This window comes from Variovorax stachyos, assembly GCF_051400855.1.
Lineage (GTDB): Bacteria > Pseudomonadota > Gammaproteobacteria > Burkholderiales > Burkholderiaceae_C > Variovorax.
Genome location: NZ_JBLFFN010000001.1, coordinates 412,277 through 438,446, shown reverse-complemented (window position 1 = coordinate 438,446; position 26,170 = coordinate 412,277). Strand labels below are relative to the sequence as shown.

Sequence of the window (26,170 nt, the reverse complement as noted above, 5' to 3'; positions counted from 1 at the left end):
GTTGTGTTGAGTGCGGAGCCGGCAATTCGCCGGGGCGAATTCCCGGCTCCTGCCTCAACACAACAGCACCGTTCGAAATCAAACGAAACGAGCGCCCCACCCCGACCCTCCCCCGAAGGACCAGGGAGAAAGGCGGACACCCGAAGTCGCATCCCAGCCGCCTCACAAACCCGACAACTGCTGCGACTCCTTCAGCTCCACGTCGAAGCATCGCTGAAAGTACTCCGCCACCAGCGCCCGCTCCGCCTCGTCGCACTTGTTCACGAACGAGAGCCGGAAAGCCAGCGCCGGGTCGCGGAAGATCTCCACGTTCTCGGCCCAGGTGATCACGGTGCGCGGCGACATCAGTGTCGAGAGGTCGCCGGCCGCGAAGCCCTTGCGCGTGAGATCGGCCACCGCCACCATGGCGCGTACCATCGCGTGCCCGGCCTCGTTCTTCATCGAGGGCACGCGCGCCTGCACGATTGCGACTTCTTCCTCGGCGGGCAGGTAGTCCAGCGAGGCCACGATGTTCCAACGGTCGATCTGCGCATGGTTGAGCCGCTGCGCACCGTGGTACAGCCCGTTGAGGTTGCCCAGCCCCACCGTGTTGGCGGTAGCGAAAAGGCGGAACGAGGCATGCGGGTGCAGCACCCGGTTCTGGTCCATCAACGTGAACTTGCCGCCGTGCTCCAGGATGCGCTGGATCACGAACATCACGTCGGGCCGGCCCGCGTCGTATTCGTCGAAGATCAGCGCCACCGGCCGCTGCAGCGCCCAGGGCACGATGCCTTCCTGGAACTCGGTGACCTGCTGGCCGTCGCGCAGCACGACCGCGTCCTTGCCGACCAGGTCGAGCCGGCTGATGTGGCCGTCGAGGTTGAGCCGCACGCACGGCCAGTTCAGCCGCGCCGCCACCTGCTCGATGTGGGTGGACTTGCCGGTGCCGTGCAGGCCCTGCACCATCACGCGCCGGTCGCGCATGAAGCCGGCCAGGATGGCCAGCGTCACGTCCGGGTTGAAGCGGTAGACCGCGTCGACTTCGGGCACATGGTCGTCGCGCTCCGCGAAGGCCGGGGCCATCAGGTCGCTGTCGATGCCGAAGACCTCGCGCACGCTCAGCAGGCGCTCGGGCTTGAGGGAAACGATGTCGGTCATGTCGATGGTCCTTCAGGCCTGCGCGCGCGCGTCGGACTCGGTGTCTGCGTCGATGCGCGACAGGGCGAGCGCGGCGCGCTGCAGCGCGGGCAGCAGCTTCTTCGCCTTCTCCATGTCCATGCGCATGACGGGTGCCTGCACCGCGATGCACAGGTTGGACGGGCCGCTCTCGCTCGGCACCAGCGCCGCGATGCACAGCAGGCCGGGCAGGAACTCCTCGTTGTCGAAAGCGCAACCGTCCTTGCGCACGCGCTGGATCTCGCGCTCCAGCGCGTCCAGGTCGGTCAGCGTCCTGGGCGTGTAGGCCTCCAGGGGCGCGTGGGCCAGCAGGCGCCGGCGCTGCGCCGGGCTCATCTGCGCGAGGAAGACCTTGCCGCTGGCCGAGCAATGCACCGGCACGCGCGAGCCCGGGTGCAGGTAGAAGCGCAGCGGCGCGGCGGTCTCCACGCGGTCCAGGTAGACCACCTCGCTGCCGGAAAGGGCGGTGAGGTTGCAGCTCTCGCCGATCTCTTCGACCAGCTGCCGCAGCACCGTGTGGCGCGCGCCATGGTGGCTGTCGTTCAGCAGCAGGTTCTCGGCCAGCCGCCGCAGCCGTGTGCCGATGCCGTAGAGGCGGCTGTCGCCCTCGCGCTGCAGCAGGCCCGCGGTCTCCAGTTGCTGGAGCATGCGGTGCAGCGTGGGCTTGGGCAGGCCGGTGGCTTCCACCAGGTCCTGCAGGGCGTAGCGCTGGTCCTTGGCGGCGATCACTTCCAGCAGCGCGAACAGGCGCATGGTGGGCGTGTCGCCGTTCAGCTCGGTGGGCTCGGGTTTCAGGCCATTGACGACTTTCATGGTCCGGATCATAGTCGTTTCAACAAAAAACGGGACAACCAGTACCGATTTCTGGAATTTCGTTTGACGCAAGCCGGGGAGGGCCCTATATTCCGCAAAGACGAATTCCGGAACCATCGGTTCCAACTTTCGAGAAAACCCTGCGATCTTCGCCGACCCTAGGAGACCTTCCATGACCCAGCAACCCCCCGCCACGCCCGCCCGCGCCGCCGTCACCGGCGTGCAGAAGATGACGCCTTCCGAGGCCTTCGTCGAAACCCTGGTCGCCAACGGCGTGACCGACATGTTCGGCATCATGGGCTCGGCCTTCATGGACGCGATGGACATCTTCGCGCCCGCCGGCATCCGGCTGATCCCGGTGGTGCACGAGCAGGGCGCCGGCCACATGGCCGACGGCTATGCGCGGGTCTCGGGCCGCCACGGCGTGGTGATCGGCCAGAACGGCCCCGGCATCAGCAACTGCGTGACCGCCATTGCGGCGGCCTACTGGGCGCACAGCCCGGTGGTGATCGTCACGCCCGAGACCGGCACCATGGGCATGGGCCTGGGCGGGTTCCAGGAGGCCAACCAGCTGCCGATGTTCCAGGAGTTCACCAAGTACCAGGGCCATGTGAACAACCCGAAGCGCATGGCCGAGTACACGGCGCGCTGCTTCGACCGTGCGATCTCCGAGATGGGCCCGACCCAGCTCAACATCCCGCGCGACTACTTCTATGGCGAGATCGAGTGCGAGATCCCCAAGCCCATGCGCGTTGAGCGCGGCTCGGGCGGCGAGAACAGCCTGGCGGCCGCGGTCGAGCTGCTGGCCAGCGCCAAGTTCCCGGTCATCCTCTCGGGCGGCGGCGTGGTGATGGGCGACGCGGTCGAGGAATGCAAGGCCCTGGCCGAGCGCCTGGGCGCGCCGGTGGCCAACGGCTACCTGCGCAACGACTCCTTCCCGGCCAGCCATCCGCTGTGGGCCGGCCCGCTGGGCTACCAGGGCAGCAAGGCCGCGATGAAGCTGATCGCGCAGGCCGACGTGGTGCTGGCGCTCGGCTCGCGCATGGGCCCCTTCGGCACGCTGCCGCAGCACGGCATGGACTACTGGCCCAAGAACGCCAAGATCATCCAGGTCGAGGCCGACCACACCAACCTGGGGCTGGTCAAGAAGATCACCGTCGGCATCCACGGCGATGCCAAGGCCGTTGCCAAGGCGCTGCTCGCGCGACTGGGCGGCCGCACGCTCGCCTGCGATGCCACCAAGGCCGAGCGCGCCACGAAGATCAAGGAAGAGAAGGCCGCATGGGAGAAGGAGCTCGACGGCTGGACCCACGAGCGCGACCCCTTCAGCCTCGACATGATCCAGGAGGCCGAGAAGGAAGGCGGCAATTGGCTGCACCCGCGGCAGGTCCTGCGCGAACTGGAGAAGGCCATGCCGCCGCGCGCCATGGTCTCCACGGACATCGGCAACATCAACGCCGTGGCCAACAGCTACCTGCGCTTCGAAGAGCCGAGGAGCTTCTTCGCGCCGATGAGCTTCGGCAACTGCGGCTATTCGCTGCCCACCATGATCGGCGCCAAGCTGGCCGCCCCGGATCGCCCGGCCATCGCCTACGCAGGCGACGGCGCCTGGGGCATGAGCATGGTCGAGATCATGACCTGCGTGCGCCACGACATCCCGGTGACGGCGGTGGTCTTCCACAACCGGCAGTGGGGCGCGGAGAAGAAGAACCAGGTCGACTTCTACAACCGCCGCTTCGTCGCCGGCGAACTCGACAACCAGAGCTTCGCGGGCATCGCGAAGGCCATGGGCGCCGAAGGCATCGTGGTCGACAAGCTGGAAGACGTCGGCCCTGCACTCAAGAAGGCAGTCGACATGCAGATGAACCAGGGCAAGACCACGGTGATCGAGGTCATGTGCACGCGCGAGCTGGGCGACCCCTTCCGCCGCGACGCGCTCGCCAAGCCCGTGCGCCTGCTCGAGAAGTACAAAGACTTCACCTGACTCGCCCCCAGGTTGGCTCACTTCGTGTAGCCGCCCACCCCCTACCGGGGGCAACACCAGCGGCCCGGCAGAGCCGGTTCCGCGGTGTTTCTGGAATGGAAACCGCGACCTTTTCTGGAACCTCATGAACCAAGCGCTTCTGCGGGCAGTGAGCGAGACGGCGATGCATCCTCGGCTCGACGCCCTGGTGGCCCAGGCGCGCGAGCGGGCGAAAGGCCAGCGGGTGCGCGTCGGGCTGGTCCACCCCTGCGATGCGGCGGCGCTCGATGCGGCCGTGCGCATCCGCGACGCGGAACTCGCGCAACCCGTGCTGATCGGCCCGCGCGAGGAGATCCTGCGCGCGGCGGGCGCAGCCGGTATCGATGCGGGCGAGTTCGAGATCATCGACTGCAGCGACACCGCCGCCGAGAGCGCGCGCCGCGCCGTCGCCATGGCACGCCAGGGCGTTGTGGGTGCGCTCATGAAAGGCTCGCTGCACACCGACGAGCTGATGTCGGCCGTGGTCGACAAGGTCATCGGCCTGCGCGGCGAGACGCGCATCAGCCACCTCTTCCTGTTCGATCTGCCGCGCTATCCCAAGCTGCTGGGCCTGGCCGACTGCGTGGTCAACATCGCGCCTTCGCTGGATGCCAAGCGCGACATCCTGGGCAACGCGATCGCGCTGTTGCGCAAACTGGACATCGCACAGCCCAAGGTCGGCATCGTGGCGGCGGTGGAGACGGTGAATCCCGCCATCCCGGCCACGGTCGATGCGCAGGCGCTGGTCGCCATGGCGCATGCCGGCGCCTGGCCCGGAGCCGTGGTCGAAGGCCCCTTCGGCTTCGACAACGTGATCTCGGCCGAGGCCGCCCACATCAAGAAGATGGAGTCGCGCGTGGCCGGCGATGCCGACCTGCTGCTGGTGCCCGACCTCAACGCCGGCAACATGCTCTACAAGAGCTTCACCTACATCGGCGGCGGCGAATGCGCCGGGCTCGTGCTGGGCGCGCGCGTGCCGATCGTGCTGACCTCGCGCGCCGACTCGCTGCCTTCGCGCATCGCGTCGGTCGCGCTGGCGGTGCTGGGCGCTTCGCGCGAAGGCAGCTGAACGGGGCTGCGCTCAGCTCGGCTGGATGTCAGCCGACTTGATGACGTGCGCCCAGCGCGCGATCTCCTCGTCGAGAAAAGCGGCGAAGCGATCCGGCGTGCGCGCATCGGCATTGAAGCCCTGCTGCCGCATGCGCTCCTCCATCTCGGGCTGAGTGACGATCTTCACCACTTCCGCGCCCAGCTTCTGCACCGCAGCGTCGGGCATGCCGGCAGGCGCCATCATGCCGGTCCAGTTTTCCACCAGCAGCGTGGGCATGCCGGCTTCTGCGGTTGTCGGCACCTCCGGCAGGGACGGATAGCGGGCCTTGCTGGCGATGGCCAGCGCGCGCAGTCTGCCGCCCTTGACGTGCGCGACCGACTCGGGGAAGTTGGAAAAGACGACGTCGAGTTGCCCGCCGATCAGGTCCGTCATCGACGGGGCACCGCCCTTGTAGGGCACGTGCTGGATGCTCGACTTGTTCAGGTCGTTGAAGAGTGCGAGCGTCAGGTGAGGCGGCGTGCCGTTGCCGCTGGAGCCCGCGTTGAGCTTGCGCGCTTTCGATTGCGCCATCAGGTCCTTGAGGTCCTTGATCGGGCTCGTGGCCGGCACCACGATCAGCATCGGGCTGCCGGCAATCAGTGCGACGGGCCGCAGGTCCTTCTGGAAGTTGAAGGGCGATTTCGGGAACAGCGTCACGTTGGCCGCATGGGTCAACGTGATCGCCAGCAGCGTGTTGCCGTCGGGCGCGGCCTTCGCGACCACATCGGCGCCGATCTGGCCATTGCCGCCCGGCCGGTTGTCGACCACCACGCTGACCTTCCAGCGCTCGCCGAGCTGCTGCCCGATCTGCCGCGCCATCGCATCGGTCAATCCGCCGGGAGGGAAGGGCACCACATAGCGGATCGTCGCGTCGGGCTTGGGGTAGTCGCTGCCCTGGGCCCATGCGATCGGCGCCAGGGCGCCCGCGGCCAGCGCCGCGGTACCACGCATCACTTCACGTCTGTTGATCATCGCGTCTTGTCTCCTTTGTGTCGTGTGTCTTCAGGACCGGGCCTGCCACTGGTCGAGCAGGGCGTCGGGCACGTCGATGCCGTCGAGTTCCGCGCGCCGGCGCAGCGCCTCGCGTCGCACGCCCGGCAGGCGCACGCCCTCGTCGCCCAGCATCTCGGCGACCAGCACCTCGACGCGGTCGAGGTAGCTGGCCGAACCCGCCAGCGCGCCTGGATCGATGATGATGAAAGCCTGGCCGATGCGCGGCCGGTTGCCATCGTCCTCGAAAAAGCTCGATGCCTCGAAGCCGAACTGCGCGCCGATCAGCGCCGTGACCAGCAGCTCCACCACGAGCGCCAGCATGGCGCCCTTGGGACTGCTGGCGGCTCCGATCGGAAGCATCGAGCCCTCGAGGCCCGCCTTCGGGTCGGTCGTGGGCTGCCCGGCGCGGTCGAGCGCCCAACCCGCAGGAATGGGCTGCCCCTGCCTGGCCGCGACCATGAGCTTGCCGCGCGCCGCTTCCGAGAGGCTCAAATCGATCATCAGCGGCGCTGCGCCGCGGCGCGGAAAGACCGCGGCCACCGGATTGGTCCCGAAGATCGGATGGCGCCCGCCGGCGGCCGGCATCGCGGCCGGCGAGTTGGCAAAGCCGAGGCCGACCATGCCGGCATCGGCGACCGCGCGCAGGTGGTCGACGAGCACGCCGCAGTGGTGGCTGTCTGTCACGCCGGCGATGCTGATGCCGAACTCGCGCGCACGCCGGATCGCCTCCTCGATGGCCATCTCGCAAGCCGCGAAGGCCAGGCCCTCGTGCGCATCGATCAAGACCGCGCCGCCTTTGGCGCGCCGCTGCGTCGGCATCGCATCGCCGTTCACGCGGCCGTTGCGCAGGTGCGTGGCGTACTGTGCGACCCGGCTGAGCCCATGGGAGCCGAGCCCCTGGGCCTCGGCCAGCACCAGCGCCCGCGCCGTCGCGGCAGCCATCGCCTCATTGGCGCCGGCAGCGCGCAGCGTCCGCGCGACGGCCTCGCGCGCCTGTTGCAGACTGAGCGCGGCCATCAGTGCAAGGCCTCCAGCACCTTGCGCGCGACTAGGCTGCTCACGCGCTCGTTCGACTCGGCCGTGACGCCCGCGATGTGCGGCGTGAGCAGCAGGTTCGGGCACGCCTCGAAGTGCGGCGCGGCCGCCAGCGGCTCGGCATCGAACACGTCGAGTGCAGCGCCCCCCAGGCGGCCTTCTCGCAGCGCCGCCGCCACGGCGGCCTCGTCGACGATGCCGCCGCGCGAGGTGTTGATCAGCACTGCGCCCGGCTTCATGGCGGCGATGCGTGCCGCGTCGAAGAGGTTGCGCGTCGAGTCCACCAGCGGGAGGTGCAGGCTGACCACGTCGGCCCGGGCGACCAGCGCGTCGAGCGCGACATGCTGCGTGCCGGCCTGCACAAAGGCGGGATGGTCGGCGGCCAGCATCGCGTCGAAGGCGATGGTGCGCACGCCCAGCGTGCCCGCGAGGCAGGCCGTCAGCTGGCCGATGGAGCCGAATCCGATCAGCCCCAGCGTCTTGCCTGCGAACTCGCGGCCGTTCGACAGCGCCGCGCGCGGCCAACGGCCCGAAGCCACCGCCGCCGTCGAGGCGTAGGCGCCGCGCAGCAGCATCATTGCGCTGGCGATCACGTACTCGGCCACGCTCAGCGCGTTGGCGCCGGTGGCCGGGATCACGCGCATGCCGCGTGCCTCGCAGCCTGCCACGTCGATGTTGTCGAGCCCGACTCCGAGGCGGCCGACCACCGTGCAGCGCGCCAGCGCCGCGAGCAGCTCGCCGCGCACCTGCGTGCGATTGCGCACGATGAGCGCATCGGCCGCCGCGGCCTCGCGGTGCAGGCGCGCGCCATCGTCCACCAGCTTCGGGTCGTACAGCACCTCGTGCTTCGCGCGAAGTTCCGCGACTGCGGCCTCGTCCATGAACTCCGCGATGACGATGCGTCCCATGATGAGCCCGGGTCCGTTCAGGCCGACTCGTAGAGGCGCGTCAGGACGAACTCGCGGTGGCCCAGCGCTTCGGCCGCTGTGAGCCGGCCGTTGGCGGTGCGCAGCATGCATTCGAGAAGCTGGTCGCCCGCCTGGTCGAGCGTCATCTCGCGCTGCAGCAGGCCCGAGGTGTCGACGTCGACGTGCTCGCTCATCAGCCGCACGGTGCGCGGGTTGGCGCAGATCTTGATGACGGGCAGGATCGGATTGCCGATCACATTGCCCTGGCCCGTGGGAAAGAAGTGCACCGCGTAGCCCGATGCCGCGCACAGCGTCACCATCTCGGCCGCCGCGCTGGACGAATCCATGAACCACAGGCCGGGGCCGGTCGGTGTCTCGGCCTTGTCGAGCACGCCGTCGACCAGGCACTTCTTGCCGATCTTCTGGATGTTGCCCAGCGCCTTCTCCTCGATGGTCGTCAGGCCGCCCGCGATGTTGCCCTTGGTGGGCTGCGAGTCCGAGAGGTCGCTGGTCTTGTGGCGGTTGATCATGTCCTGGTAGCGGTTGAACATGAACATGAAGCGCTCCTTCACCTCGGGCGTGCGGCAGCGCTCGGCCACGATGCGCTCGCCGCCGGTGATCTCGGAGGTCTCGCCGAACACCAGCGTGTTGCCCGTCTCGTAGAGCTTGTCGAAGGCATTGCCCACGGTCGGGTTGGAGCCGCACCCCGAGGTGGTGTCGCTCTCGCCGCACTTGGTCGACACCCACAGCTCGTGAATGCCGCAGGGCTCGCGCTGCTTCTCGCTCGCCATCTGCACGAACTCGCGCGCGGCGCGGCTCGCGCGCAGGATGGTGTCGTGGTCGCCATGGCCCTCGATGCCGAAGCCGACGACCGGCTTGCCGGTGGTCGCGATGCCGTCGACCACCTTCTGGGTCCAGCTGTCCTCGATGCCGATGACCACCACCGCGGCCACGTTCGGATTGCAGCCCGCGCCGATCAGCGTGCGGAAGTGGAGCTCGAGGTCGGCGCCGAACTGCAGCCGACCGTAGGGGTGGGGAATCGCGAGCGCGCCCTTGATGTTGTGCGCGACCGCTTCGGCGGCGGCGTTGGACAGATCGTCCAGCGGCAGGATGATGACGTGATTGCGCACACCGACGCGGCCGTTTTCGCGCCGATAGCCGAGGAAGGTGGTGTCTTTGGAAATGACGGGCATGTGGGGTTCTCTGCGGTTCGTGGGTGACTGGGGAGCGGGGCGCTTACCAGCGCTTGGTCTTGATGTTGTGGACGTGTGCGTGCTCGCCGGCCTTGATCGGCGCGACCACGCGGCCCATGTCGATGCCGTACTTCCACACGGTGTCGCCGGGGTTCATGTCCTTCAACGCGACCTTGTGGCCGATCGGGATGTCCTGCCTTGCATCGACGCTGGTCATCTTGTCTTCGTCCATGATCCAGCCGCTGAGCGACGTGCCGGCCTTGACGCCCTCGACCACCACGACGGCCACCGTGTCCTTGGCGTCGTGCAAAACGAAGTGAATCATCTGTCTGTCTCCTGCTTGTCAGAGTTGCGGTGCGGCCAGTGTCGGCGCGCAGGTTTCCGAGTGTCAAACAGGTCATCTAGATGACTTGGATGAGTACTGCGCCTGCATCCACAATGGCGCGATGAAACGAGCCACCGCCATCGCCTTCCAGCCCATTGCCGCCGATGCGACCGATGCGCCGCTGTACCGGCTGGTCAAGAGCGCACTGCTGCGGGCGATCGAATCCGGGCAGTACCCCGCAGGCGCGGCACTCCCGAGCGAGACCGAGCTCGCCGCGGCGCTCGGTGTCTCGGTCGGCACGCTGCGCCACGCGACGGACGACCTCGTGGCCGAGCACATCCTGGTGCGGCGCCAGGGGCGCGGCACTTTCGTGGCGGTGCACAACGCCGACCGCTTCATGTTCCAGTTCTTCCATGTCGAGCGCAGCGACGGCTTGCGCCACCCGCCGCAGGTCGAGCTGCTTTCCTTCGAGCGCATCCGCATGGAGGAAGAGCCGGCGCAGGCGCTGGGCGTGAAGACCGGCGAGCCGGCGATCCAGATCGACAACCGGCTGCTGCTGCAGGGCAAGGCCGTGATCCACGACCGGCTCACCTTGCCGGCGCTGCTCTTCAAGGGCCTGACCGAGAAGCGCTTTCGCGAACGCAAGAGCACGATCTACCACCTCTACCAGACCGAGTTCGGCATCACCGTGACGCGGGCGCGCGAACATGCGCGCGCGGCAATCGCCGATCGGAGCGTCGTGCGCCTGCTCGGGATTGCGGCCGGTGCTCCGGTGATGGTGGTGCGCCGCACCGCGCTCACCTTCGGCGACAAGCCCGTCGAGTACCGGATCTCGACGATCGATACTGCGCAGCACGAGTACGTGCACCTGCTGTCGCGGCCGGCGTGAGGCGCGGGCGGGCTGCGCGTGTACGGCGGCCTAGCGCCGGCGGGCAACCTTCAGGCAGTATTCGATGAAGTCCTGCATCGCGAGTCCTGGCCGGCGCTCGCGGTGGGACACGATCGACAGTGCACGGAACTCCCTGGGCAGCCGCGTCTTCAGCTCGACCAGCGAGCCGTCGGCCAGTGCATCCGCCACGGCGTAGCGCGACATGCAGCCGATGCCCACGCCCGACGCGACCACGCGCTTGATGGCGTGGCTGCTGCCGAGCTCGAGCTCGATGTTGAGCGGCCCGACCCGCTTTCCGAGCCAGTGCTCGGTCGCTTCGCGGGTGCCTGAGCCTTCCTCCCGCAGCACCCAGGCTGCGGCGCCGAGCTCGCGAATGTTGACCTGGCGCCCGGCCAGCTCATGTGTCGGCGCGGCCACCAGCACCATCTCGTCGGTGAGCCATTGGCGCACCGTCAAGTCCGGGTGCGTCTGGCGCCCCTCGATGAAGCCGACGTCGGCGTCGAAGCCGACCACCGCGGCGATCACGTCGGTGGTGTTTCCGATGATGAGTCGGGCGCGTGCTTCCGGGCTGTCCTGTTTCCATTTCAGGAGCAGCTCCGGCAGGAGGTACTCGCCGGTCGTGAAGCTGGCTGCGACACGCAGCGGCGCCCGGTGCTCCGAGAAGAACATGGACTGCAGTTCCGCCGCCTGCTCCACCAGCGACACCGATTTCGCCAGCAGTGCGCGGCCATCCTCGTTGAGCACCAGGCGCCGCCCGATGCGGTCGAACAACTGGGTGCCGAGCGCAGCCTCGAGGTCGGCCAGCGCGGCGCTCGCCGCCGATTGCGAGCGGGCGATGCGGCCGGCGGCGGCACGCGTCGACCCCTCTCGCGCGGTGGCGGCGAAGACTTCGAGCTGGCGCAGCGTGAGCCGCAGCCTTTGATCGCTTTTGTCGTTCATGATTACCTGAATTACCTGCTTTGCCGGTCAGCGATCGAAGCCTATCATGAACGAAAAACCTTCCCACGGTGGCCAAAAGCTAGGAGTCAGGCTCGTGTTCAACTTCCTTTCGCGTGAGCCCATCCACGACCCGCTGGCGTCACCAACCCCGACGGCCGACACCGAGGTCAAGACCACCACCTGCTACATGTGCGCCTGCCGCTGCGGCATCCGCGTGCATCTGCGGGACGGCGAGGTGCGCTACATCGACGGCAACCCGGACCACCCGCTGAACCAGGGCGTGATCTGCGCCAAGGGCTCCGCGGGGATCATGAAGCAGGTGTCGCCGGCGCGGCTCACGCAGCCGCTCCTGCGCAAGCCGGGCAGCGAGCGCGGGGCAGGGGAGTTCGAGCCGATCAGCTGGGAGCGCGCCTTCGAGTTGCTCACCGAGCGGCTGCAGAAGATCCGCTCGACCGACCCGAAGAAGTTCGCGCTCTTCACCGGCCGCGATCAGATGCAGGCGCTCACCGGCTTGTTCGCGCGCCAGTTCGGCACGCCCAACTACGCCGCGCACGGCGGCTTCTGCTCGGTCAACATGGCCGCGGGAATGATCTACACCGTGGGCGGCAGCTTCTGGGAGTTCGGCGGGCCCGACCTCGACCGCGCCAAGCTCTTCGTGATGATCGGCACCGCCGAGGACCATCACAGCAACCCGATGAAGATCGCCATCGGCAAGTTCAAGCGCAATGGCGGGCGCTTCATCTCGATCAACCCGGTGCGCACCGGCTACTCGGCGATCGCCGACGAATGGATCCCGATCAAGCCGGGCACCGATGGTGCGCTCTTCATGGCGCTGCTGCACGAGCTGATCGCGAACGACCTCGTCGACCACGCCTCGCTCAAGCGCTTCACCAACGCGCCGCAGCTGGTGGTGCTGGACGACTGCGAACGGCAGGGCCTCTTCGCCTTCGACCCCGAGCGCGGCCCGCCGGGCGACGGCCGCCATCCGCACAACAAGCTGGTGTGGGACAAGGCTTCGGGCAGCGTGAAGCCGGCCTATCCGGAAGGCATCGCGGACGGCTGCGACCCCGCGCTCGAGGGCCACTACACGCTGGCCGATGGCACGCGCGTGGCACCTTCGTTCCAGCTGCTGCGCGAGCGCGTCGCCAGCTGCACACCCGAATGGGCCTCGGCGATCACCGGCATCGACGCCGAGCGCATTCGCAGGCTGGCGCGCGAGATGGGCGAGACGGCGCTGCAGCAGGCCTTCGAGCTGCCCATTCCCTGGACCGATGCCTGGGGCAAGAAGCATCCGACCACCCAGGCGCGCCCGGTGGCCTTTCACGCCATGCGCGGCCTGGCCGCGCATTCGAACGGCTTCCAGACCGTGCGCGCATTGGCGGTGCTGATGAGCGTGCTGGGCACCATCGACGCGCCCGGCGGCTTCAGGCACAAGGCGCCGTATCCGCGCCACATCGTGCCCAACTACCGCGCCTTCAACGCGCCGGAGATGATTCAGCCGAACACGCCGCTCAATGCGGCGCCGCTGGGCTTTCCGGCGAATCCGGAGGAGCTGGCGATCAACCCCGACGGCTCGCCGATCCGCATCGACCACGCCTTCTCGTGGGAGCACCCGCTCTCGGCCCACGGGCTGATGCACAACGTGATCACCAACGCGGTGAAGGGCGACCCCTACCGCATCGACACGCTGCTGATCTTCATGGCCAACATGGCCTGGAACTCCAGCATGAACACGATGGCAGTGCGCGAGATGCTCAACCGCAAGGACGACCAGGGCGAATACATGATCCCCTTCCTCGTCGTCTGCGATGCCTTCCAGAGCGAGACCGTGGCCTTCGCCGACCTGGTGCTGCCCGACACCACCTACCTCGAGCGGCACGACGTGATGAGCATGCTGGACCGGCCGATTTCCGAGTTCGACGGGCCGGTGGATTCGGTGCGCGTGCCGGTGGTGCCGCCGATGGGACAGTGCAAGCCTTTCCAGGAGGTGCTGATCGAACTGGCCTCGCGCATGAAGTTCCCGGCCTTCACCACGCCGGAAGGCGAGCGCAAGTTCAGCGGCTACCCGGACTTCGTCGTCAACTTCCAGCCGCAGCCCGGCATCGGCTTCCTGATGGGCTGGCGCGGCAAGGATGGTGACCAGCACCTGCGCGGCGAGCCGAATCCGAAGCAGTGGGAGGCCTACGCGCAGAACAACTGCGTGTTCCAGTACCACATGCCGGAGACGATGCACTACATGCGCAACTGGAACCGCGAGTACCTCGACTTCGCCAAGGACAAGGGCTGGCGCCAGAAGAACGACGTGGTGCAGCTCGCGCTCTACTCCGACACCTTGCAGAGCTTCCGCCTCGCGGCCCAGGGCAAGAGCGCGGGCCGCCAGCCGCCGGACGCGCTGCGCGAGCGCATCGACACCTACTTCGATCCGCTGCCCTTCTGGTATCCGCCGCTCGAGGAGGCAGCGACCGAGCTCGCGGCCTATCCGCTCAATGCCATCACGCAGCGGCCGATGGCGATGTACCACTCCTGGGATTCGCAGAACGCGTGGCTGCGGCAGATTCACAGCCACAACTACCTGCATGTGAACCCCGCCACCGCAAAGGCGGCAGGCATTGCCGACGGCGGCTGGTGCTGGGTCGAGAGCCAGTGGGGCAAGGTGCGTTGCATGCTGCGCTACAGCGAGGCCGTCGAGCCCGGCACCGTGTGGACCTGGAACGCCATCGGCAAGGCCGACGGCGCGTGGCAGCTCGCGCCCGGCGCCGACGAGGCACGCAAGGGCTTCCTGCTGAATCACCTGATCTCCGAGGAGCTGCCCTTCGACGGCAAGACCATCAGCAACTCCGATCCCATCACCGGCCAGGCCGGCTGGTACGACGTGCGCGTGCGCATCCGGCCCGCCGAGCCGGAGGAGCCGCACGAAAGCTTTCCGCAGATCGCCACCGTGCCGGCCGCGCCGGGTGTGCTGGGGAAGGCGGCCAACGTGCTCACCTATTTCGCGGGGAGGAACAGGAAATGATGCAGTGGCTGAAGGACCTCGTGGCCTCCGCCGGGCAGCCGGTGCGCGAGCCCGCGTTGGCAGTGGCGGGCGGCGCTTGCGGCGAGGGCTGCGGTTGCGGCTCGACGGCAGCCGCAGCGGCTGCGCGCGAAGCGGAACTGGAGCCGCCCGTCGGGCAGCGCAGCGCTGAGCGTCGCAGCGGGCACGACAGTGTGCGTGCCGAGCCCGGCGAGACGCTCGCCAGGCAGCTTGCGCTCGTCATCGACCTCAACGTCTGCGTCGGCTGCCACGCCTGCGTCACGTCCTGCAAGCAGTGGAACACCTCCGGCAGCGCCGGCCCGCTGGCCGACGAGAAGCCCTATGGCGCCGGCCCCACCGGCACCTTCTTCAACCGCGTGCAGACCTACGAGGCCAACACCTTCCCCGGCACCGAGACCATCCACTTCCCCAAGAGCTGCCTGCACTGCCAGGACCCGCCCTGCGTGCCGGTGTGCCCCACCGGCGCCAGCTACAAGCGCAAGGAAGACGGCATCGTGCTGGTCGACTACGACAAGTGCATCGGCTGCAAGTACTGCGCCTGGGCCTGCCCCTACGGCGCACGCGAGCTCGACGAGGAGCGCCAGGTCATGACCAAGTGCACGCTCTGCGTCGACCGCATCTACGACGAGAAGCTGCCCAAGGAAGACCGCAAGCCCGCCTGCGTGAAGGCCTGCCCCACCGGCGCGCGGCTGTTCGGCGACGTGAAGGACCCGGAGTCCGAAGTCTCGAAGGCCATCCGCGAGCGCGGCGGCTATTCGCTCATGCCCGAGTGGGAAACCAACCCCGCCAACCAGTACCTGCCGCGGCGCGTGACCGACGAGGCCGGCGGTCCGACCAAGATCCAACCCAGGCTGGGAGGCATGTCGTGAACCCCGCGTTCTCGGTCGTCGTCTTCACCACTGTTGCCGGCGCCGCGCAGGGCCTGGTCGTCACGCTGGCGCTGGCCGTGCTCGCCGGCATGCCGCTCGCGCCCGGCTTCCTCGGCCTGTCACTGATCGTGGCCGAGGCGATGCTGCTGGTCGGCCTCGGCGCCTCCTTCGGCCATCTTGGCCGGCCCGAGCGTGCCTGGCGCGCGGTGCTGATGTGGCGCACCTCCTGGCTGTCGCGCGAGGTGATCGTGCTGCCCGCCTTCATCGCGGTGGTCGCGCTCTGGTGGCTGGCGCTGCGCAACGGCATCCATGCGCCGTGGCTGCCGCTGGCTGCGATCGCCGTCGCGGCCTTGCTCTGGTACTGCACCGCGATGATCTACGCCTGCCTGCGCTTCATCCAGGAATGGGCACAGCCGCTGACGGTGGTCAACTTCACGCTGATCGGGTTGTCCTCGGGCCTCGTCCTGGCCAGCGCGCTGGCGGCGCTGCTGGGCGAGCCGGCCCTGCTGCGCGTGAGCGGACCCTGCGCGCTCGCTGTCACGCTTGCCGCATGGGGCACGCGGGCGATGTCGCTGCGCCGCAATGCCGCGCTGGTGCCGCGCTCCACGCTGCAGACGGCCACCGGTATTCGCGCGCCGAAGCTGGTGCAGAAGTCGATGGGCATGTCGGCGGGCTCCTTCAATACGCGCGAGTTCTTTCATGGCGCGAGCCGCGCTGCGTTGAAGCAGGTCAAGCTGGGCTTCCTCGTGCTGGGCTTCGCGCTGCCGGTGCTGGTGCTGCTGTGGGGTATCGCCGCGCAGTCGACGCTCGCGTTCGTGCTGGCGCTGCTGGTGCAGGTGCCGGGGCTGGTCGCGGAGCGGTGGTTCTTCTTTGCGCAGGCGCGGCATCCGCAGAACCTGTATTACCAGGTTGTTTCCTGAGCGGGTCGCGGAAAAAAGCCCGGGAGTTGCGTGCCGGAGTTTTGCCTTCCACCGACGTCACCGGGTCGCATCGCCGGGTCGTGAACGACTATTGAGCTAGCAAATTTCCAGTGCTGGCACAACTACTAGATCTGGTAGTTGTTGGGCCGAGCAGGCAACGCCTAGCATCGGCCCCGTCCCACTTCCGGGACGGTAACCAGCCAAAGGAAGAAAAATGAGGGAGTTGATTCCAAGGGTCATCGCCGCAACCCTGTTTTTCCTGGCCGAGCTTGCCAGCGCCGCCATTCTGGCGCCCGGCTCGGCGTTGCATGCGGGGCAAAGCATCTATTCAGACAATCAGCAGTACATGCTGGTCATGCAGGGCGACGGAAATCTCGTGTACTACCGTGTCGCTGACGGCGCGGTGCGTTGGAACACCGGAACGTGGAATCTCCCCGGTGGATTTCTCGTCATGCAGGGTGATGGAAATGCCGTCACCTACTACGACCCGCCGGCTCTTCCTGCACAAAAGGGTGAGCCCGTTCACTACAAGGAGCCGCCCGCACGTTATGCCACCTGGTACTCCGCGACCTCAGGCAATGCGGGCGCTTATCTGAAGCCGCAAGACGATGGCAACCTCGTTGTAGTGGCGGCGAATGGGCAAGCGCTCTGGGGGATCGGGTCCGATCCCGACCTAATCAAGCCAGAACCAAAGCAGGCCGGCGACGTGGTCGGCCGCGAGCTCGTGGGCTGGCTTGCCGCGCCTGGACATGTGGGCTACTTCGATGGCACGAACATTTATCAAGTCATGAACGAGCCGCTCGTCGCTCAATACGTAACGATCGACAACTTCAAATCGATGGTTCGAGCGCAGGGACCGAATGCGTACTGGGGCGCAGGTTACCCGAACATTCCGGATTTCTACGTCAAAGGGTGTTTCGACGCGAACTGCAAGGACAATCCCCCGCGAGTATTGGACAGTCGGAGGGCGATGAATGCACGTGCACAACAGATTTACAGACTGGGTGCCGACTATACGATCTTGCCGACAGCAACGCCTGCCTTGCCGAGAACTGCGACGTCTGAGGCAAGGAAAGGCACGTATCGCTGCGACACTTTTGTAATAGATATCTATAAAATTTTTACTGCCGGCGGCCAAGTAGATGCGAAGGGCAACCCAATTCAAAGCGTATCTTCGGACTCGCCATATGCACGCTGGGATTTCTTCAAGAACAACATCTTGACAGCTTCGATCATTCCTACGGTCGTATTTCAAGCATTGAAGAACTTCAGAGGATAAGTGAATGAAAAGGCTTCACTGGACCTTGCTCGGAGTGGCGGGTCTCGCGGCCAGCTTTGCTCTCTACGACAGTCTCGCCGCGGGAGCGTCTCCGACTGGTTTGCGAGCGGAGCAATCTGAGATTCCATCGGCCTCCTCAATAGGAACTCCCGGCATGCCCCTGGGAGATGGGGCGGCCGAGTATCGAGCCAACCTGGCGATTGCTGCCTCCAAGCTCGACGAACAGAATCCACTGCGCTCCTATAAACCGACACCCGGGGTATCAGGGCGCATTGCCTTGGAAGAAATGCGTGTAAAAGGCATTCCCGCTACCCCTCTGTCGGCAACGTTGGCGCTCGGGCTTTCACGTAGTGGCCGGTTGAGCGACGAGGAAAAAATCGCTATGCCTTCCATCCTTTTCTCGCTCTATAACCGTGAGAACACGTCCGGTGCGAACCAGGACATTGCCCTCGAATTGAAAAGTCTCGCTGCCGACTCGAACAAGCAGGTCGCAGCTTATGCCGCGACAGACTACGCAAGGCTGGGGTATCTCCCGGACACTAAGCACGTACTTGATCAGGCCCTTCAGAGCGGCGCCCTGTCCACCGATGCTTACTTTCGCGAGATGGCGCACTTGATCCCCAGCGCGCCACTGGAAAAGCAAAAGGAATTCATGGCGGAAATCCGGGCATCCTCCAATCGACTCGCCTCCGACATCCTGGCGGACGCACTCAACAGTGGCCAAGACTTCAGCGCGGCGCCTTTCCTGAAGTCCTCCGAGGACATGGCCCAGTTGTTGCGCAACACAGAGCCCGACTTCGGTCCGGAGGTTGGCCAGTACGGCGGGACGGACGGGCTGCGCTATGAAACTTGGCTGCGCGCGAGCGCCACCATCGAGAGCGCGAAGACGGGGCGCAGCATGGACGAGATCATCGTTGCGAAGCTGAGCGAGCCTGGCACCGATCCGCGCAAAGTCTTGACATATCTTTCGTCATGGGAGGCGATGTCGCTGCTTGCGGAGGCCGCGCCGGATTCGCAGGTGCAGAAACTGGCGGCCATCGCTCGGCGTCACTCCGATCAGAACCCTGGCAATAGCTACATGCGCTTTCTCGCAGAGACGATCGAGGTGCGAATGAAGCACCCGCCGCCCGCCGCTCCCAAGCCCGTGTTCACGATGCCCGCCGGGCCTGCCATACCCCCGACGCCGAAGCATCCATGACCGGAACCGACTCCTATACTGGCAGCCCTCAAATCCGGGAGACACACGCATGACCCAACCCCGCACCACCCTCCAGCTCCGCTCGCTGATCCGCCGCAACGGCGAACTCGAACTCTCACTCGCCGAGGAGCCGGTCCCCGAGCCGAAGCCTCACGAAGTGATCGTGCGCGTCGAGGCCTCTCCCATGAACCCCTCCGACCTCGGCCTCTTGTTCGGCGCCGCCGACATGAAGACCGCCAAGCCGAGCGGAACTCCCGAGCGCCCTGTGATCACCGCCACCGTCCCCGAAGCCGCCATGAAAGCCATGACGGGCAGGCTCGACCAGTCCATGCCGATCGGCAACGAAGGCGCCGGCGTGGTGGTGACGGCCGGCAGCTCGCCCGAGGCGCAGGCGCTGCTGGGCAAGACGGTCGCGATGCTCGGCGGCGCGATGTACACGCAGTACCGCTGCCTCCCAGCGGCCCAGTGCATGGCGCTGCCCGAGGGCACGACGCCTGCCGAGGGCGCTTCGGCCTTCGTCAACCCGCTCACCGCGCTGGGCATGGTCGAGACCATGAAGCGCGAAGGGCACAAGGCTCTGGTGCACACGGCCGCGGCTTCCAGCCTCGGGCAGATGCTCAACCGGATCTGCCTCGCGGACGGCGTCGAACTCGTGAACATCGTGCGCAGGAAGGAGCAGGCGGAGATCCTGCGCGCCATCGGCGCGAGGCATGTGTGCGACGCCAGCGCCCCGGCCTTCATGGAGGACCTGACCGACGCCCTGGACGCCACCGGCGCCACGCTGGCCTTCGATGCGATCGGCGGCGGCAAGCTGGCCGGGCAGATCCTCAACGCCATGGAGGCCGCGCTGCTGCGCAAGGCGACCGAGTACAGCCGCTACGGGACGCCCATCCACAAGCAGGTCTACATCTACGGCGGCCTGGACCGCGGCCCGACCGAGTTCACGCGCGGCTTCGGCATGACCTGGGGCATGGGCGGCTGGCTGCTCTTCAACTTCCTGCAGAAGGTCGGCCCCGAGGGCGCAGCGCGGCTCAAGGCGCGCGTGGCGGCGGAGCTCAAGACCACCTTCGCGAGCCGCTACACCAAGGAGGTGTCCTTGCGCGAGGCCCTGCGGCCCGAGGAGATCGCGGTGTACGCGAAGCAGGCGACGGGCGAGAAGTACCTCCTCAACCCGAATCGCGCTTGAGCGGTCTGCCCATGCAGGCACCTGAGCAATGTGACGTCCTGGTGATCGGTGGAGGCCCCGCCGGCTCGACCATCGCGACGCTTCTCGCGCGTGAAGGGCGGCGCGTGGTCCTGCTCGAGAAGGAACACCATCCGCGTTTTCACATCGGCGAATCGCTGCTGCCGGGCAACGTCGAGCTGTTCGACAAGCTCGGCGTGCGCGAGGCGGTCGAGAAGATCGGCATGCCGAAGTTCGGGATCGAGTTCGTGCCGCCCGACCTCGACTATTGCAGCTACGTCGACTTTTCGGAAGGCTGGGACCCGTCCATGGCCTCGGCCTGGCAAGTGCGGCGGTCGGAGCTCGACGAGCTGCTGTTTCGGAATGCCGGGAAGGTTGGCGCCCAGGCCATTGAGGGCGCAAGGGTTCATGAGGTCGACATCGACTCGGCCGGCGCCACTGTGCGGGCCGTGCTCGGCGATGGCGAGAAGCGCAGCTGGCGTGCTCGCTTCCTCGTGGATGCCAGTGGGCGTGACACTGTCCTGGCCAACAAGTTCAAGTGCAAGAAGAAAAACCCGAACCACAACAGCACTGCCTTGTTCGGTCACTTCCGCAACGCCCGGCGGCTACAGGGCAAGCGGGAGGGCAACATCAGCATCTGCTGGTTCGAGCACGGCTGGTTCTGGTTCATCCCGCTGGCCGACGGCACGACCAGCGTGGGCGCAGTGTGCTGGGCCTACTACCTCAAGGCGCGGGACAAGCCGCTCAAGGAGTACTTCTACGACACCATCGCCCTGTGCCCCGAACTGGCCGACCGGCTGAAGGACGCGACGCTGGTGGACGACAAGGTGCACGCCACCGGCAACTTCGCGTACGCCAGTACGCATGCGACAGGTGATCGCTACCTGATCATCGGCGATGCGTTCACCTTCATCGACCCAATGTTCTCCTCCGGCGTCTTCCTGGCGATGCAGAGCGCCTTCGATGGGGCGAAACTGGTCGCGACCGCGCTGGACCGGCCGCCGGAGTTGCCGGCAGCGCGCCAGGCGCTGGAGAAGCGCATGCGCGTGGGCCCGCGGGACTATTCGTGGTTCATCTACCGCGTCACCAACCCGACGATCCGCGACATGTTCATGCACCCCCAGAACGTGTTCAAGGTCAAGCAGGGTTTGATGTCGCTGCTGGCGGCCGACATCCACCACGGCGCCGCCTACCGCCGGTCGCTGTTCATGTTCAAGGTGGTGTACTACTTCGTGTCCGCCCTCAACTGGCGCCGCACCTATGACGGATGGAAGCGCCACCGCTTCAACATCCGCGACATGGGCCTGCTTCGGGGCGAGACGATCATGAAGTCCGACTGAGCCCGCAAAGCCGTGGACCCTCAGGCGCGGGGATTGACGGCGCTGTACTCGGAAAAGATCCCGAGTTCGGTGTGCCGTCGAACCGCTTCGAACCCGGCCGCCTCCATCGACGCGAGGATCTGTGCCGGTGCGATGCAGGATTCGATGGTGTCCCAGTAATAGCGCCATAGCTCGGGTGTGGCGCGATCACGCGCGACCAGGCCCGCGATGACGGGCACGATCGTGCGCATGTACCCTTTGAGCAGCGCATTGCCGACACGGCTTCGGGGCCTGCTGATCTCCAAAATCAGCAGCCGGCCGCCGGGGCGCAGCACACGGCGAAACTCGGACAGGGCCTTGCTGACGTCCGAGACGTGCCGGAATGCATAGCCCAGGCTCAGGAAATCGGCTTCGGCGTCGTTGCATGGCAACTGCTCCGCGCGGCCGACCCGCAGCTCCACGCCGGGAACATCGACATGCTCGAGCATGCCCGGGCTCGGATCGACGCCGATGAGGCTTCCCTCCATGCCGATGAGGGCGCAAGCCTCGCGCGCCAGGAGCCCCGTGCCGATGCCGACGTCCACGACCTTGTCGCCCGGCTTCAGGCCTCCTCGCTGCAGTGCCATCTTGCGGTACCGGCGGCCGGTGCCCATTGCAAGGACACGTTCGATGCGGTCATAGTCGCCCGCCGTCTCGTCGAAGATGCGACGCAGGAAGTGCTGGTGCTCCGCTTCGTCGCGGTAGTAGGCAGGCAGGCGGCCATGCGGCAGTTGCTCGGCAGCAACGGGGGCTTGAGGTTTAGAGTTGGACGTCATGAAGCATCTTAGGCGCGCCCCCGGACCGCATCGCGCGAGGGCGGTCGCGATCAGGCGTCGGGCACGTACATGTAGCCCGCGTTGCGCACCGTCCTGATGCAGCGCGGCTCCCCCGCCGGGTCGGGCTCCACCTTGCGCCGCAGGCGGCCGATGCGGATGTCGATCGAGCGGTCGAAGGGCTCCCACTCGCGGTTGCGGGTGTGCACCAGCAGCTGGTCGCGCGAGAGCACGCGGTTGGGGTTGGCCAGGAACACGCGCAGCAGCTCGAATTCCATCGCCGTCAGGGGGACTTCGGCGCCGCCCTGCTCGAACAGGCGGCGCGCCTCCATGTCCACCTCGCAGCGGCCGAAGCGCTGGCGGCCGCCGCCGAGGGGCGCAGGCGCGGAGGCCGGCGGCTCCGGCGCCCCCGTCCGCGCGCGGGTGCGGCGCAGCACGCTCTTCAGGCGCGCCAGCAGCTCCCGCGGGTCGAAGGGCTTGGCGATGTAGTCGTCGGCGCCGATCTCCAGGCCGACCACCCGGTCGATCACGTCGCCCGAGGCCGTCACCATGATGATCGCCACGTCATGGTGCTCGCGCAGGTACTTGGCCAGGCTCAGGCCGTCCTCGCCGGGCAGCCGGATATCGAGCAGCACCAGGTGCGGCGCCTCGCGCTCGAGGCATTCGCGCATCTGCGGGCCGCTGGACGCCTCGCTCATCGCGAAGCCGTGCCCGCCGAGGTATTCGCGCAGCATGGCGCGCACCGAGGCGTCGTCGTCGACGATGAGGACGCGGGTGGGCTCTTCCATCCGCGGGATTCTGCGCGACACCCGGGCGCTACACAACCACAACACAGGCGATGACGGCTGATGCGCGCTCGTTACCTGTGGCTTCGAGACTGCGGGACAGGGTCGGGCATACCCGCCGAGGCGGCGCCGGCCCTGTGTTTTTATCCAACCTGAGGAACGAGCCATGAACAGCACCAGCACCGAGCGTTACGCCAAGGTCATCGAGGTCTCCAAGCGCGTGCGCTGGGAGATCGATCGCGACATCATCCGCCGCCGCGGATTCGACTACGGCCGCCATTTCCTGCCCGACGGGCTGTCGCTCGTGGACGAGTTGCCTTTCCTGAGCAGCGAGGAGCAGCGCCTGCTCAGCCAGGTGCAGGGGCGCACCTACGCCAACATGTTCGCCCTGGTCGAACGCTTCATCACCGCGAAGGTCATGGAGCTCGGCCGGGCGCAGGCGCTGGGCGACCAGGTCGCCCTGGAGGCGCTGGTGCGCATGACCGAGGAGGAGCTCAAGCATCAAAAGCTGTTCCGCCGGCTGGAGTCGATGATGGGGCAGGACATGCCATCCGGCTATGTCATGAGCGCCGATCCCGATGCCATCGCTCGGGAGGTGCTCGGCAGCGGCAACTGGGCCGTGCTGGCGCTGACGCTTTACGTCGAGCTCTTCTCGCTGGCCCACTACCGCGCCAGCATCGCATCGGACGAGCACATCTGCCCGCTGTGGAAGGACGTCTTCCTGTACCACTGGCGCGAGGAGTCGCAGCACGCCATCCTCGACGAGATGGAGTTCCTGAAGGAGGACGCCCGCCTCGACGCCGCCGGGCGCGACGCTGCGGTCGGCGAGCTGATCGCGCTGGTCGGGGCGGTCGACGGCACCGTGCAGGTGCAGGCCGCGGCCGATGCCGGCTACTTCTGCGCGATCACCGGCCTGTCCCGGCACGCCGAGCGCGCGGCGGCCATCCATGCGCTGGTGCTGAAGGCCTACCGGTGGCAGTACATCGTTTCGGGCCTGCTGGAGCCGCGCTTCAACAAGGTCCTGTTCTCCTGCCTGGATGCGGCGCAGGCCACCCGCATCCGCAACGCCACCGCGCCGCTCGGCTATGCGATGCCGAAGCAGCCTGGCGTGGCCGAAGCAATGGCGGCTTGAGCCGGGCGATGCAGGGCTGCGCGCCGCGGAAGGCGGTCTGCGGCCCGGGCTCCTGCTGGGGCGGTCGGCGCTTCGCGCCGACTCCACTGCGGTGCTCGCCTGGGGGCGGCGCCGCAGAACTCGCTGCGTGCCCCTTCGGTGCACTCCGCTCAGACAGCTGCGGCGAGTCAGTTCACGAAGCGCGCCTGTCCTTCGGCAGGCGCGCCCGCCCCCAGGCTGCGCTCCTCGCCGCCCCAGAAGTCGCCCGGGCCGCAGACCACCTTCCGCGGAGGACACGTCGGGGGTGATCCGAATACCGCGGCCACGCCGCAGCGGTTGGGGTCTTCGGGATACCGGCACACCGTCTCCCGCACACCCGCAGGCGCCTTTGCAGCGCGCAGCACTTGACGCCCGCTGCAACGGAGCGATCCCGTGGATCGCCAAGAGTTCAGTAGGTACCCGGGTACGCCCCGCCATCCGCCAGGATGTTCTGCCCGTTCAAATAGCCCGCCTGCACGCTGCACAGAAAGGCGCAGATCGCGCCGAACTCCTCCGGCGTGCCGAAGCGCTTCGCCGGGATGATCTTCTTGCGGCTCTCCCACACCGCATCGAAATCCTGTCCCGACTTCTGGGCGGTGCCGGCCATCGTGCCCCTGAGGCGGTCGGTCTCGAAGGCACCCGGCAGCAGGTTGTTGATCGTCACTCCCCGCGCCGCCACAGGGCTGCGTGCCACGCCGGCCACGAAGCCGGTGAGCCCGCTGCGCGCGCCGTTGGACAGGCCGAGGATGTCGATCGGCGCCTTCACCGAGCTGGAGGTGATGTTCACGATGCGCCCGAAGCCCCGCGCCGCCATGTCGTCGATCGTGGCCTTGATCAGCTCGATGGGCGTGAGCATGTTGGCATCCAACGCCTTGATCCAGGCCTCGCGGTCCCAGTCGCGGAAATCGCCGGGCGGCGGGCCACCGGCATTGGTGACGACGATGTCGTAGTCCTTGTGCGCGGCGAAGGCGGCCGCGCGGCCTTCGGGCGTGGTGATGTCGGCGGCCACGGGCCTGACCCAGGGGCCACCCGCACGGGCCGCCGCCTCGAGCTTCTTCGCGGCCTCGCCCAGTGCCTCGGCACCGCGCGCCACGATCACCACGTTCACGCCCTCGCGCACCAGCGCCTCGGCGCAGCCATAGCCCAGCCCCTTGCTGGCGCCGCACACCAGGGCCGTGCGGCCTGTGATTCCGAGATCCATATCAATTGCTCCTTGACGCGTTGTGTGGGTCGCGACAGAAGAGACTGTCGCGGTCGATTCGGGGAACACCGCGGAACCGGCTTTGCCGGGCCGCTGGTGTTGCCCCCGATGAGGGGGTGGGCGGCCACACGAAGTGGGCCAACCTGGGGAAGAGTTTCAACGCCCTGTTCTCGTGAAGACAAAAATGCCAGTGATGACCAGCGCAGTGCCGGCCGCGATCCACGCTGTGAAGGGCTCGCCGAGGATCAGCACGCCCATCAGGATGGTCGACATCGGGCCGATCATGCCCGTTTGCGCGGCCATTGCGGGACCGATGCGCTCAATGGCCATCATGACTGCCAGCACCGGCAGCGCGGTACACACGGTCGCGTTGAGCACCGAGAGCCAGATCACCTCGGGTGCCACGTGCAGCGCGGTGTCCAGCGGCCGCAGCAGCACGAACTGCAGGATGCACAACACGCAGGCCACGCCGGTCGCCAGCCCGACCAGCCGGAGCGAGCCGAGCCGCTTGACGAACTCGCCGCTGGCGACCAGGTAAATCGCATAGCTCACCGCGCTCAGGAACACCAGCAGCGTGCCCCACGCAGCCGCGCTGGACTGACCCAGGCTCAACTCGTGGCCGAAGACCAGCAGCACGCCCGCGTAGCTGATCGCCATGCCGGCCATCTGCCACCGCGTGATGCGGCGGCGGTAGGCGATCCAGCCGAACAGCAGCACCAGCGTCGGGTTGAGATAGAGGATGAGCCGCTCCAGGCTGGCCGTGATGTAGGCCAGCCCGGCGAAGTCCAGGAAGCTGGAGAGGTAGTAGCCCGAGAAGCCGAGCCCGATCACGCCCATCCAGTCGCGCCGGGTGAGCGCCGGCTTGCCGCGCCCGGCCCACCAGGCCATGAGCGCGAACAGCGGCAGGGCGAACAGCATGCGCAGCATGATCAGCGTGACCGCGTCCACCCCGTAGCGGTAGGCCAGCTTGACGATGATGGCCTTGCCGCTGAAGGCAATGGCGCCCAGCGAGGCGAGCGCGAGGCCCGGGCCGAGGTGCTTGTGCGCGTGCGGTCTTGTAGCGGCCTGGGCGGAGGACATC

At 67.3% G+C, this 26,170-nt stretch carries 23 protein-coding genes; 11 read left to right on the top strand and 12 right to left on the bottom strand.

What is annotated here, in order from left to right; genetic code table 11:
* Positions 1–162: 162 nt before the first annotated feature.
* Both ACMGEZ_RS02160 and ACMGEZ_RS02155 read right to left on the bottom strand, forming a co-directional pair.
* Complete coding sequence (locus ACMGEZ_RS02160; RefSeq protein WP_436820590.1) at positions 163–1,137, bottom strand: AAA family ATPase; 975 nt, start codon at positions 1,135–1,137, stop codon at positions 163–165.
* Between the two features lie 12 nt (positions 1,138–1,149).
* Positions 1,150–1,980, bottom strand: coding sequence for an IclR family transcriptional regulator (locus ACMGEZ_RS02155; RefSeq protein ID WP_436820589.1), 831 nt, complete (start codon positions 1,978–1,980; stop codon positions 1,150–1,152).
* A 160-nt stretch (positions 1,981–2,140) separates the two neighbouring features.
* Between ACMGEZ_RS02155 and xsc the strand changes: the two genes are divergently transcribed.
* Entirely contained in the window at positions 2,141–3,952 is a 1,812-nt protein-coding gene (gene xsc, locus ACMGEZ_RS02150) for a sulfoacetaldehyde acetyltransferase (protein WP_436820588.1), read from the top strand.
* 124 nt (positions 3,953–4,076) lie between these two features.
* The gene (locus tag ACMGEZ_RS02145; RefSeq protein WP_436820587.1) at positions 4,077–5,039 is read left to right on the top strand and encodes a bifunctional enoyl-CoA hydratase/phosphate acetyltransferase; all 963 of its coding nucleotides are present in this window, start codon (positions 4,077–4,079) and stop codon (positions 5,037–5,039) included.
* 12 nt (positions 5,040–5,051) lie between these two features.
* Here the strand turns inward: ACMGEZ_RS02145 and ACMGEZ_RS02140 are convergent, their stop codons facing one another.
* Genes ACMGEZ_RS02140 through ACMGEZ_RS02120 form a run of 5 tightly spaced genes read right to left on the bottom strand, consistent with a single transcriptional unit; the run spans position 5,052 to position 9,514 of the window.
* Complete coding sequence (locus ACMGEZ_RS02140) at positions 5,052–6,032, bottom strand: Bug family tripartite tricarboxylate transporter substrate binding protein (RefSeq protein ID WP_436820586.1); 981 nt, start codon at positions 6,030–6,032, stop codon at positions 5,052–5,054.
* 30 nt (positions 6,033–6,062) lie between these two features.
* Entirely contained in the window at positions 6,063–7,070 is a 1,008-nt protein-coding gene (locus tag ACMGEZ_RS02135) for an Ldh family oxidoreductase (protein ID WP_436820585.1), read from the bottom strand.
* On the bottom strand, positions 7,070–7,996 hold the full coding sequence (locus tag ACMGEZ_RS02130) for a hydroxyacid dehydrogenase (protein WP_436820584.1): 927 nt from the start codon (positions 7,994–7,996) through the stop codon (positions 7,070–7,072). The genes ACMGEZ_RS02135 and ACMGEZ_RS02130 overlap by 1 nt, the downstream gene beginning before the upstream one ends.
* Before the next feature lie 17 nt (positions 7,997–8,013).
* Complete coding sequence (locus tag ACMGEZ_RS02125; RefSeq protein ID WP_436820583.1) at positions 8,014–9,189, bottom strand: UxaA family hydrolase; 1,176 nt, start codon at positions 9,187–9,189, stop codon at positions 8,014–8,016.
* Between the two features lie 43 nt (positions 9,190–9,232).
* Positions 9,233–9,514, bottom strand: a complete 282-nt coding sequence (locus tag ACMGEZ_RS02120; RefSeq protein WP_436820582.1) for a UxaA family hydrolase — start codon at positions 9,512–9,514, stop codon at positions 9,233–9,235.
* A gap of 121 nt (positions 9,515–9,635) precedes the next feature.
* Here ACMGEZ_RS02120 and ACMGEZ_RS02115 point away from each other — a divergent pair, with 121 nt between their 5' ends.
* Complete coding sequence (locus tag ACMGEZ_RS02115) at positions 9,636–10,403, top strand: GntR family transcriptional regulator (protein WP_436820581.1); 768 nt, start codon at positions 9,636–9,638, stop codon at positions 10,401–10,403.
* Between the two features lie 30 nt (positions 10,404–10,433).
* Here ACMGEZ_RS02115 and ACMGEZ_RS02110 read toward each other — a convergent pair whose 3' ends face one another.
* On the bottom strand, positions 10,434–11,342 hold the full coding sequence (locus ACMGEZ_RS02110) for a LysR family transcriptional regulator (RefSeq protein WP_436820580.1): 909 nt from the start codon (positions 11,340–11,342) through the stop codon (positions 10,434–10,436).
* A gap of 94 nt (positions 11,343–11,436) precedes the next feature.
* Between ACMGEZ_RS02110 and ACMGEZ_RS02105 the strand changes: the two genes are divergently transcribed.
* The 7 genes from ACMGEZ_RS02105 to ACMGEZ_RS02075 all read left to right on the top strand — a co-directional run bounded on the left by ACMGEZ_RS02105 (position 11,437) and on the right by ACMGEZ_RS02075 (position 21,162).
* The gene (locus ACMGEZ_RS02105; protein WP_436820579.1) at positions 11,437–14,355 is read left to right on the top strand and encodes a molybdopterin oxidoreductase family protein; all 2,919 of its coding nucleotides are present in this window, start codon (positions 11,437–11,439) and stop codon (positions 14,353–14,355) included.
* Entirely contained in the window at positions 14,352–15,242 is an 891-nt protein-coding gene (locus ACMGEZ_RS02100) for a 4Fe-4S dicluster domain-containing protein (protein WP_436820578.1), read from the top strand. Before ACMGEZ_RS02105 ends, ACMGEZ_RS02100 begins: the two co-directional genes overlap by 4 nt.
* Complete coding sequence (locus ACMGEZ_RS02095; protein ID WP_436820577.1) at positions 15,239–16,162, top strand: dimethyl sulfoxide reductase anchor subunit family protein; 924 nt, start codon at positions 15,239–15,241, stop codon at positions 16,160–16,162. Before ACMGEZ_RS02100 ends, ACMGEZ_RS02095 begins: the two co-directional genes overlap by 4 nt.
* A 214-nt stretch (positions 16,163–16,376) precedes the next feature.
* Complete coding sequence (locus ACMGEZ_RS02090) at positions 16,377–17,441, top strand: hypothetical protein (RefSeq protein ID WP_436820576.1); 1,065 nt, start codon at positions 16,377–16,379, stop codon at positions 17,439–17,441.
* A 154-nt stretch (positions 17,442–17,595) separates the two neighbouring features.
* Entirely contained in the window at positions 17,596–18,639 is a 1,044-nt protein-coding gene (locus tag ACMGEZ_RS02085) for a hypothetical protein (RefSeq protein ID WP_436820575.1), read from the top strand.
* Positions 18,640–18,688: 49 nt separating this feature from the next.
* Positions 18,689–19,825, top strand: a complete 1,137-nt coding sequence (locus ACMGEZ_RS02080; protein ID WP_436820574.1) for a zinc-binding dehydrogenase — start codon at positions 18,689–18,691, stop codon at positions 19,823–19,825.
* An 11-nt stretch (positions 19,826–19,836) separates the two neighbouring features.
* Positions 19,837–21,162, top strand: a complete 1,326-nt coding sequence (locus ACMGEZ_RS02075) for an NAD(P)/FAD-dependent oxidoreductase (RefSeq protein ID WP_436820811.1) — start codon at positions 19,837–19,839, stop codon at positions 21,160–21,162.
* 20 nt (positions 21,163–21,182) lie between these two features.
* Here ACMGEZ_RS02075 and ACMGEZ_RS02070 read toward each other — a convergent pair whose 3' ends face one another.
* Both ACMGEZ_RS02070 and ACMGEZ_RS02065 read right to left on the bottom strand, forming a co-directional pair.
* Positions 21,183–21,956 (bottom strand): class I SAM-dependent methyltransferase, encoded by a 774-nt coding sequence (locus tag ACMGEZ_RS02070; RefSeq protein WP_436820573.1) that lies wholly within the window; start codon positions 21,954–21,956, stop codon positions 21,183–21,185.
* A gap of 50 nt (positions 21,957–22,006) precedes the next feature.
* Entirely contained in the window at positions 22,007–22,741 is a 735-nt protein-coding gene (locus ACMGEZ_RS02065; protein ID WP_436820572.1) for a response regulator, read from the bottom strand.
* Between the two features lie 163 nt (positions 22,742–22,904).
* On the opposite strand from ACMGEZ_RS02065, the gene ACMGEZ_RS02060 reads away from it, so the two are divergent.
* Positions 22,905–23,870, top strand: coding sequence for a diiron oxygenase (locus tag ACMGEZ_RS02060; protein WP_436820571.1), 966 nt, complete (start codon positions 22,905–22,907; stop codon positions 23,868–23,870).
* A 427-nt stretch (positions 23,871–24,297) separates the two neighbouring features.
* On the opposite strand, the gene ACMGEZ_RS02055 is transcribed toward ACMGEZ_RS02060, so the two are convergent.
* Together ACMGEZ_RS02055 and ACMGEZ_RS02050 are read right to left on the bottom strand one after the other, a co-directional pair.
* Complete coding sequence (locus tag ACMGEZ_RS02055; RefSeq protein ID WP_436820570.1) at positions 24,298–25,089, bottom strand: SDR family oxidoreductase; 792 nt, start codon at positions 25,087–25,089, stop codon at positions 24,298–24,300.
* A gap of 156 nt (positions 25,090–25,245) precedes the next feature.
* Positions 25,246–26,169, bottom strand: a complete 924-nt coding sequence (locus tag ACMGEZ_RS02050) for a DMT family transporter (protein WP_436820569.1) — start codon at positions 26,167–26,169, stop codon at positions 25,246–25,248.
* Position 26,170 lies beyond the last annotated feature (1 nt).

Coding starts and splice junctions, on each gene's coding strand:
- ACMGEZ_RS02160 (WP_436820590.1), bottom strand. CDS start 1,137: ATGACCGACATCGTTTCCCTCAAGCCCGAGCGCCTGCTGAGCGTGCGC.
- ACMGEZ_RS02155 (WP_436820589.1), bottom strand. CDS start 1,980: ATGATCCGGACCATGAAAGTCGTCAATGGCCTGAAACCCGAGCCCACC.
- xsc (WP_436820588.1), top strand. CDS start 2,141: ATGACCCAGCAACCCCCCGCCACGCCCGCCCGCGCCGCCGTCACCGGC.
- ACMGEZ_RS02145 (WP_436820587.1), top strand. CDS start 4,077: ATGAACCAAGCGCTTCTGCGGGCAGTGAGCGAGACGGCGATGCATCCT.
- ACMGEZ_RS02140 (WP_436820586.1), bottom strand. CDS start 6,032: ATGATCAACAGACGTGAAGTGATGCGTGGTACCGCGGCGCTGGCCGCG.
- ACMGEZ_RS02135 (WP_436820585.1), bottom strand. CDS start 7,070: ATGGCCGCGCTCAGTCTGCAACAGGCGCGCGAGGCCGTCGCGCGGACG.
- ACMGEZ_RS02130 (WP_436820584.1), bottom strand. CDS start 7,996: ATGGGACGCATCGTCATCGCGGAGTTCATGGACGAGGCCGCAGTCGCG.
- ACMGEZ_RS02125 (WP_436820583.1), bottom strand. CDS start 9,189: ATGCCCGTCATTTCCAAAGACACCACCTTCCTCGGCTATCGGCGCGAA.
- ACMGEZ_RS02120 (WP_436820582.1), bottom strand. CDS start 9,514: ATGATTCACTTCGTTTTGCACGACGCCAAGGACACGGTGGCCGTCGTG.
- ACMGEZ_RS02115 (WP_436820581.1), top strand. CDS start 9,636: ATGAAACGAGCCACCGCCATCGCCTTCCAGCCCATTGCCGCCGATGCG.
- ACMGEZ_RS02110 (WP_436820580.1), bottom strand. CDS start 11,342: ATGAACGACAAAAGCGATCAAAGGCTGCGGCTCACGCTGCGCCAGCTC.
- ACMGEZ_RS02100 (WP_436820578.1), top strand. CDS start 14,352: ATGATGCAGTGGCTGAAGGACCTCGTGGCCTCCGCCGGGCAGCCGGTG.
- ACMGEZ_RS02090 (WP_436820576.1), top strand. CDS start 16,377: ATGAGGGAGTTGATTCCAAGGGTCATCGCCGCAACCCTGTTTTTCCTG.
- ACMGEZ_RS02085 (WP_436820575.1), top strand. CDS start 17,596: ATGCCCCTGGGAGATGGGGCGGCCGAGTATCGAGCCAACCTGGCGATT.
- ACMGEZ_RS02080 (WP_436820574.1), top strand. CDS start 18,689: ATGACCCAACCCCGCACCACCCTCCAGCTCCGCTCGCTGATCCGCCGC.
- ACMGEZ_RS02075 (WP_436820811.1), top strand. CDS start 19,837: ATGCAGGCACCTGAGCAATGTGACGTCCTGGTGATCGGTGGAGGCCCC.
- ACMGEZ_RS02070 (WP_436820573.1), bottom strand. CDS start 21,956: ATGACGTCCAACTCTAAACCTCAAGCCCCCGTTGCTGCCGAGCAACTG.
- ACMGEZ_RS02065 (WP_436820572.1), bottom strand. CDS start 22,741: ATGGAAGAGCCCACCCGCGTCCTCATCGTCGACGACGACGCCTCGGTG.
- ACMGEZ_RS02060 (WP_436820571.1), top strand. CDS start 22,905: ATGAACAGCACCAGCACCGAGCGTTACGCCAAGGTCATCGAGGTCTCC.
- ACMGEZ_RS02055 (WP_436820570.1), bottom strand. CDS start 25,089: ATGGATCTCGGAATCACAGGCCGCACGGCCCTGGTGTGCGGCGCCAGC.
- ACMGEZ_RS02050 (WP_436820569.1), bottom strand. CDS start 26,169: ATGTCCTCCGCCCAGGCCGCTACAAGACCGCACGCGCACAAGCACCTC.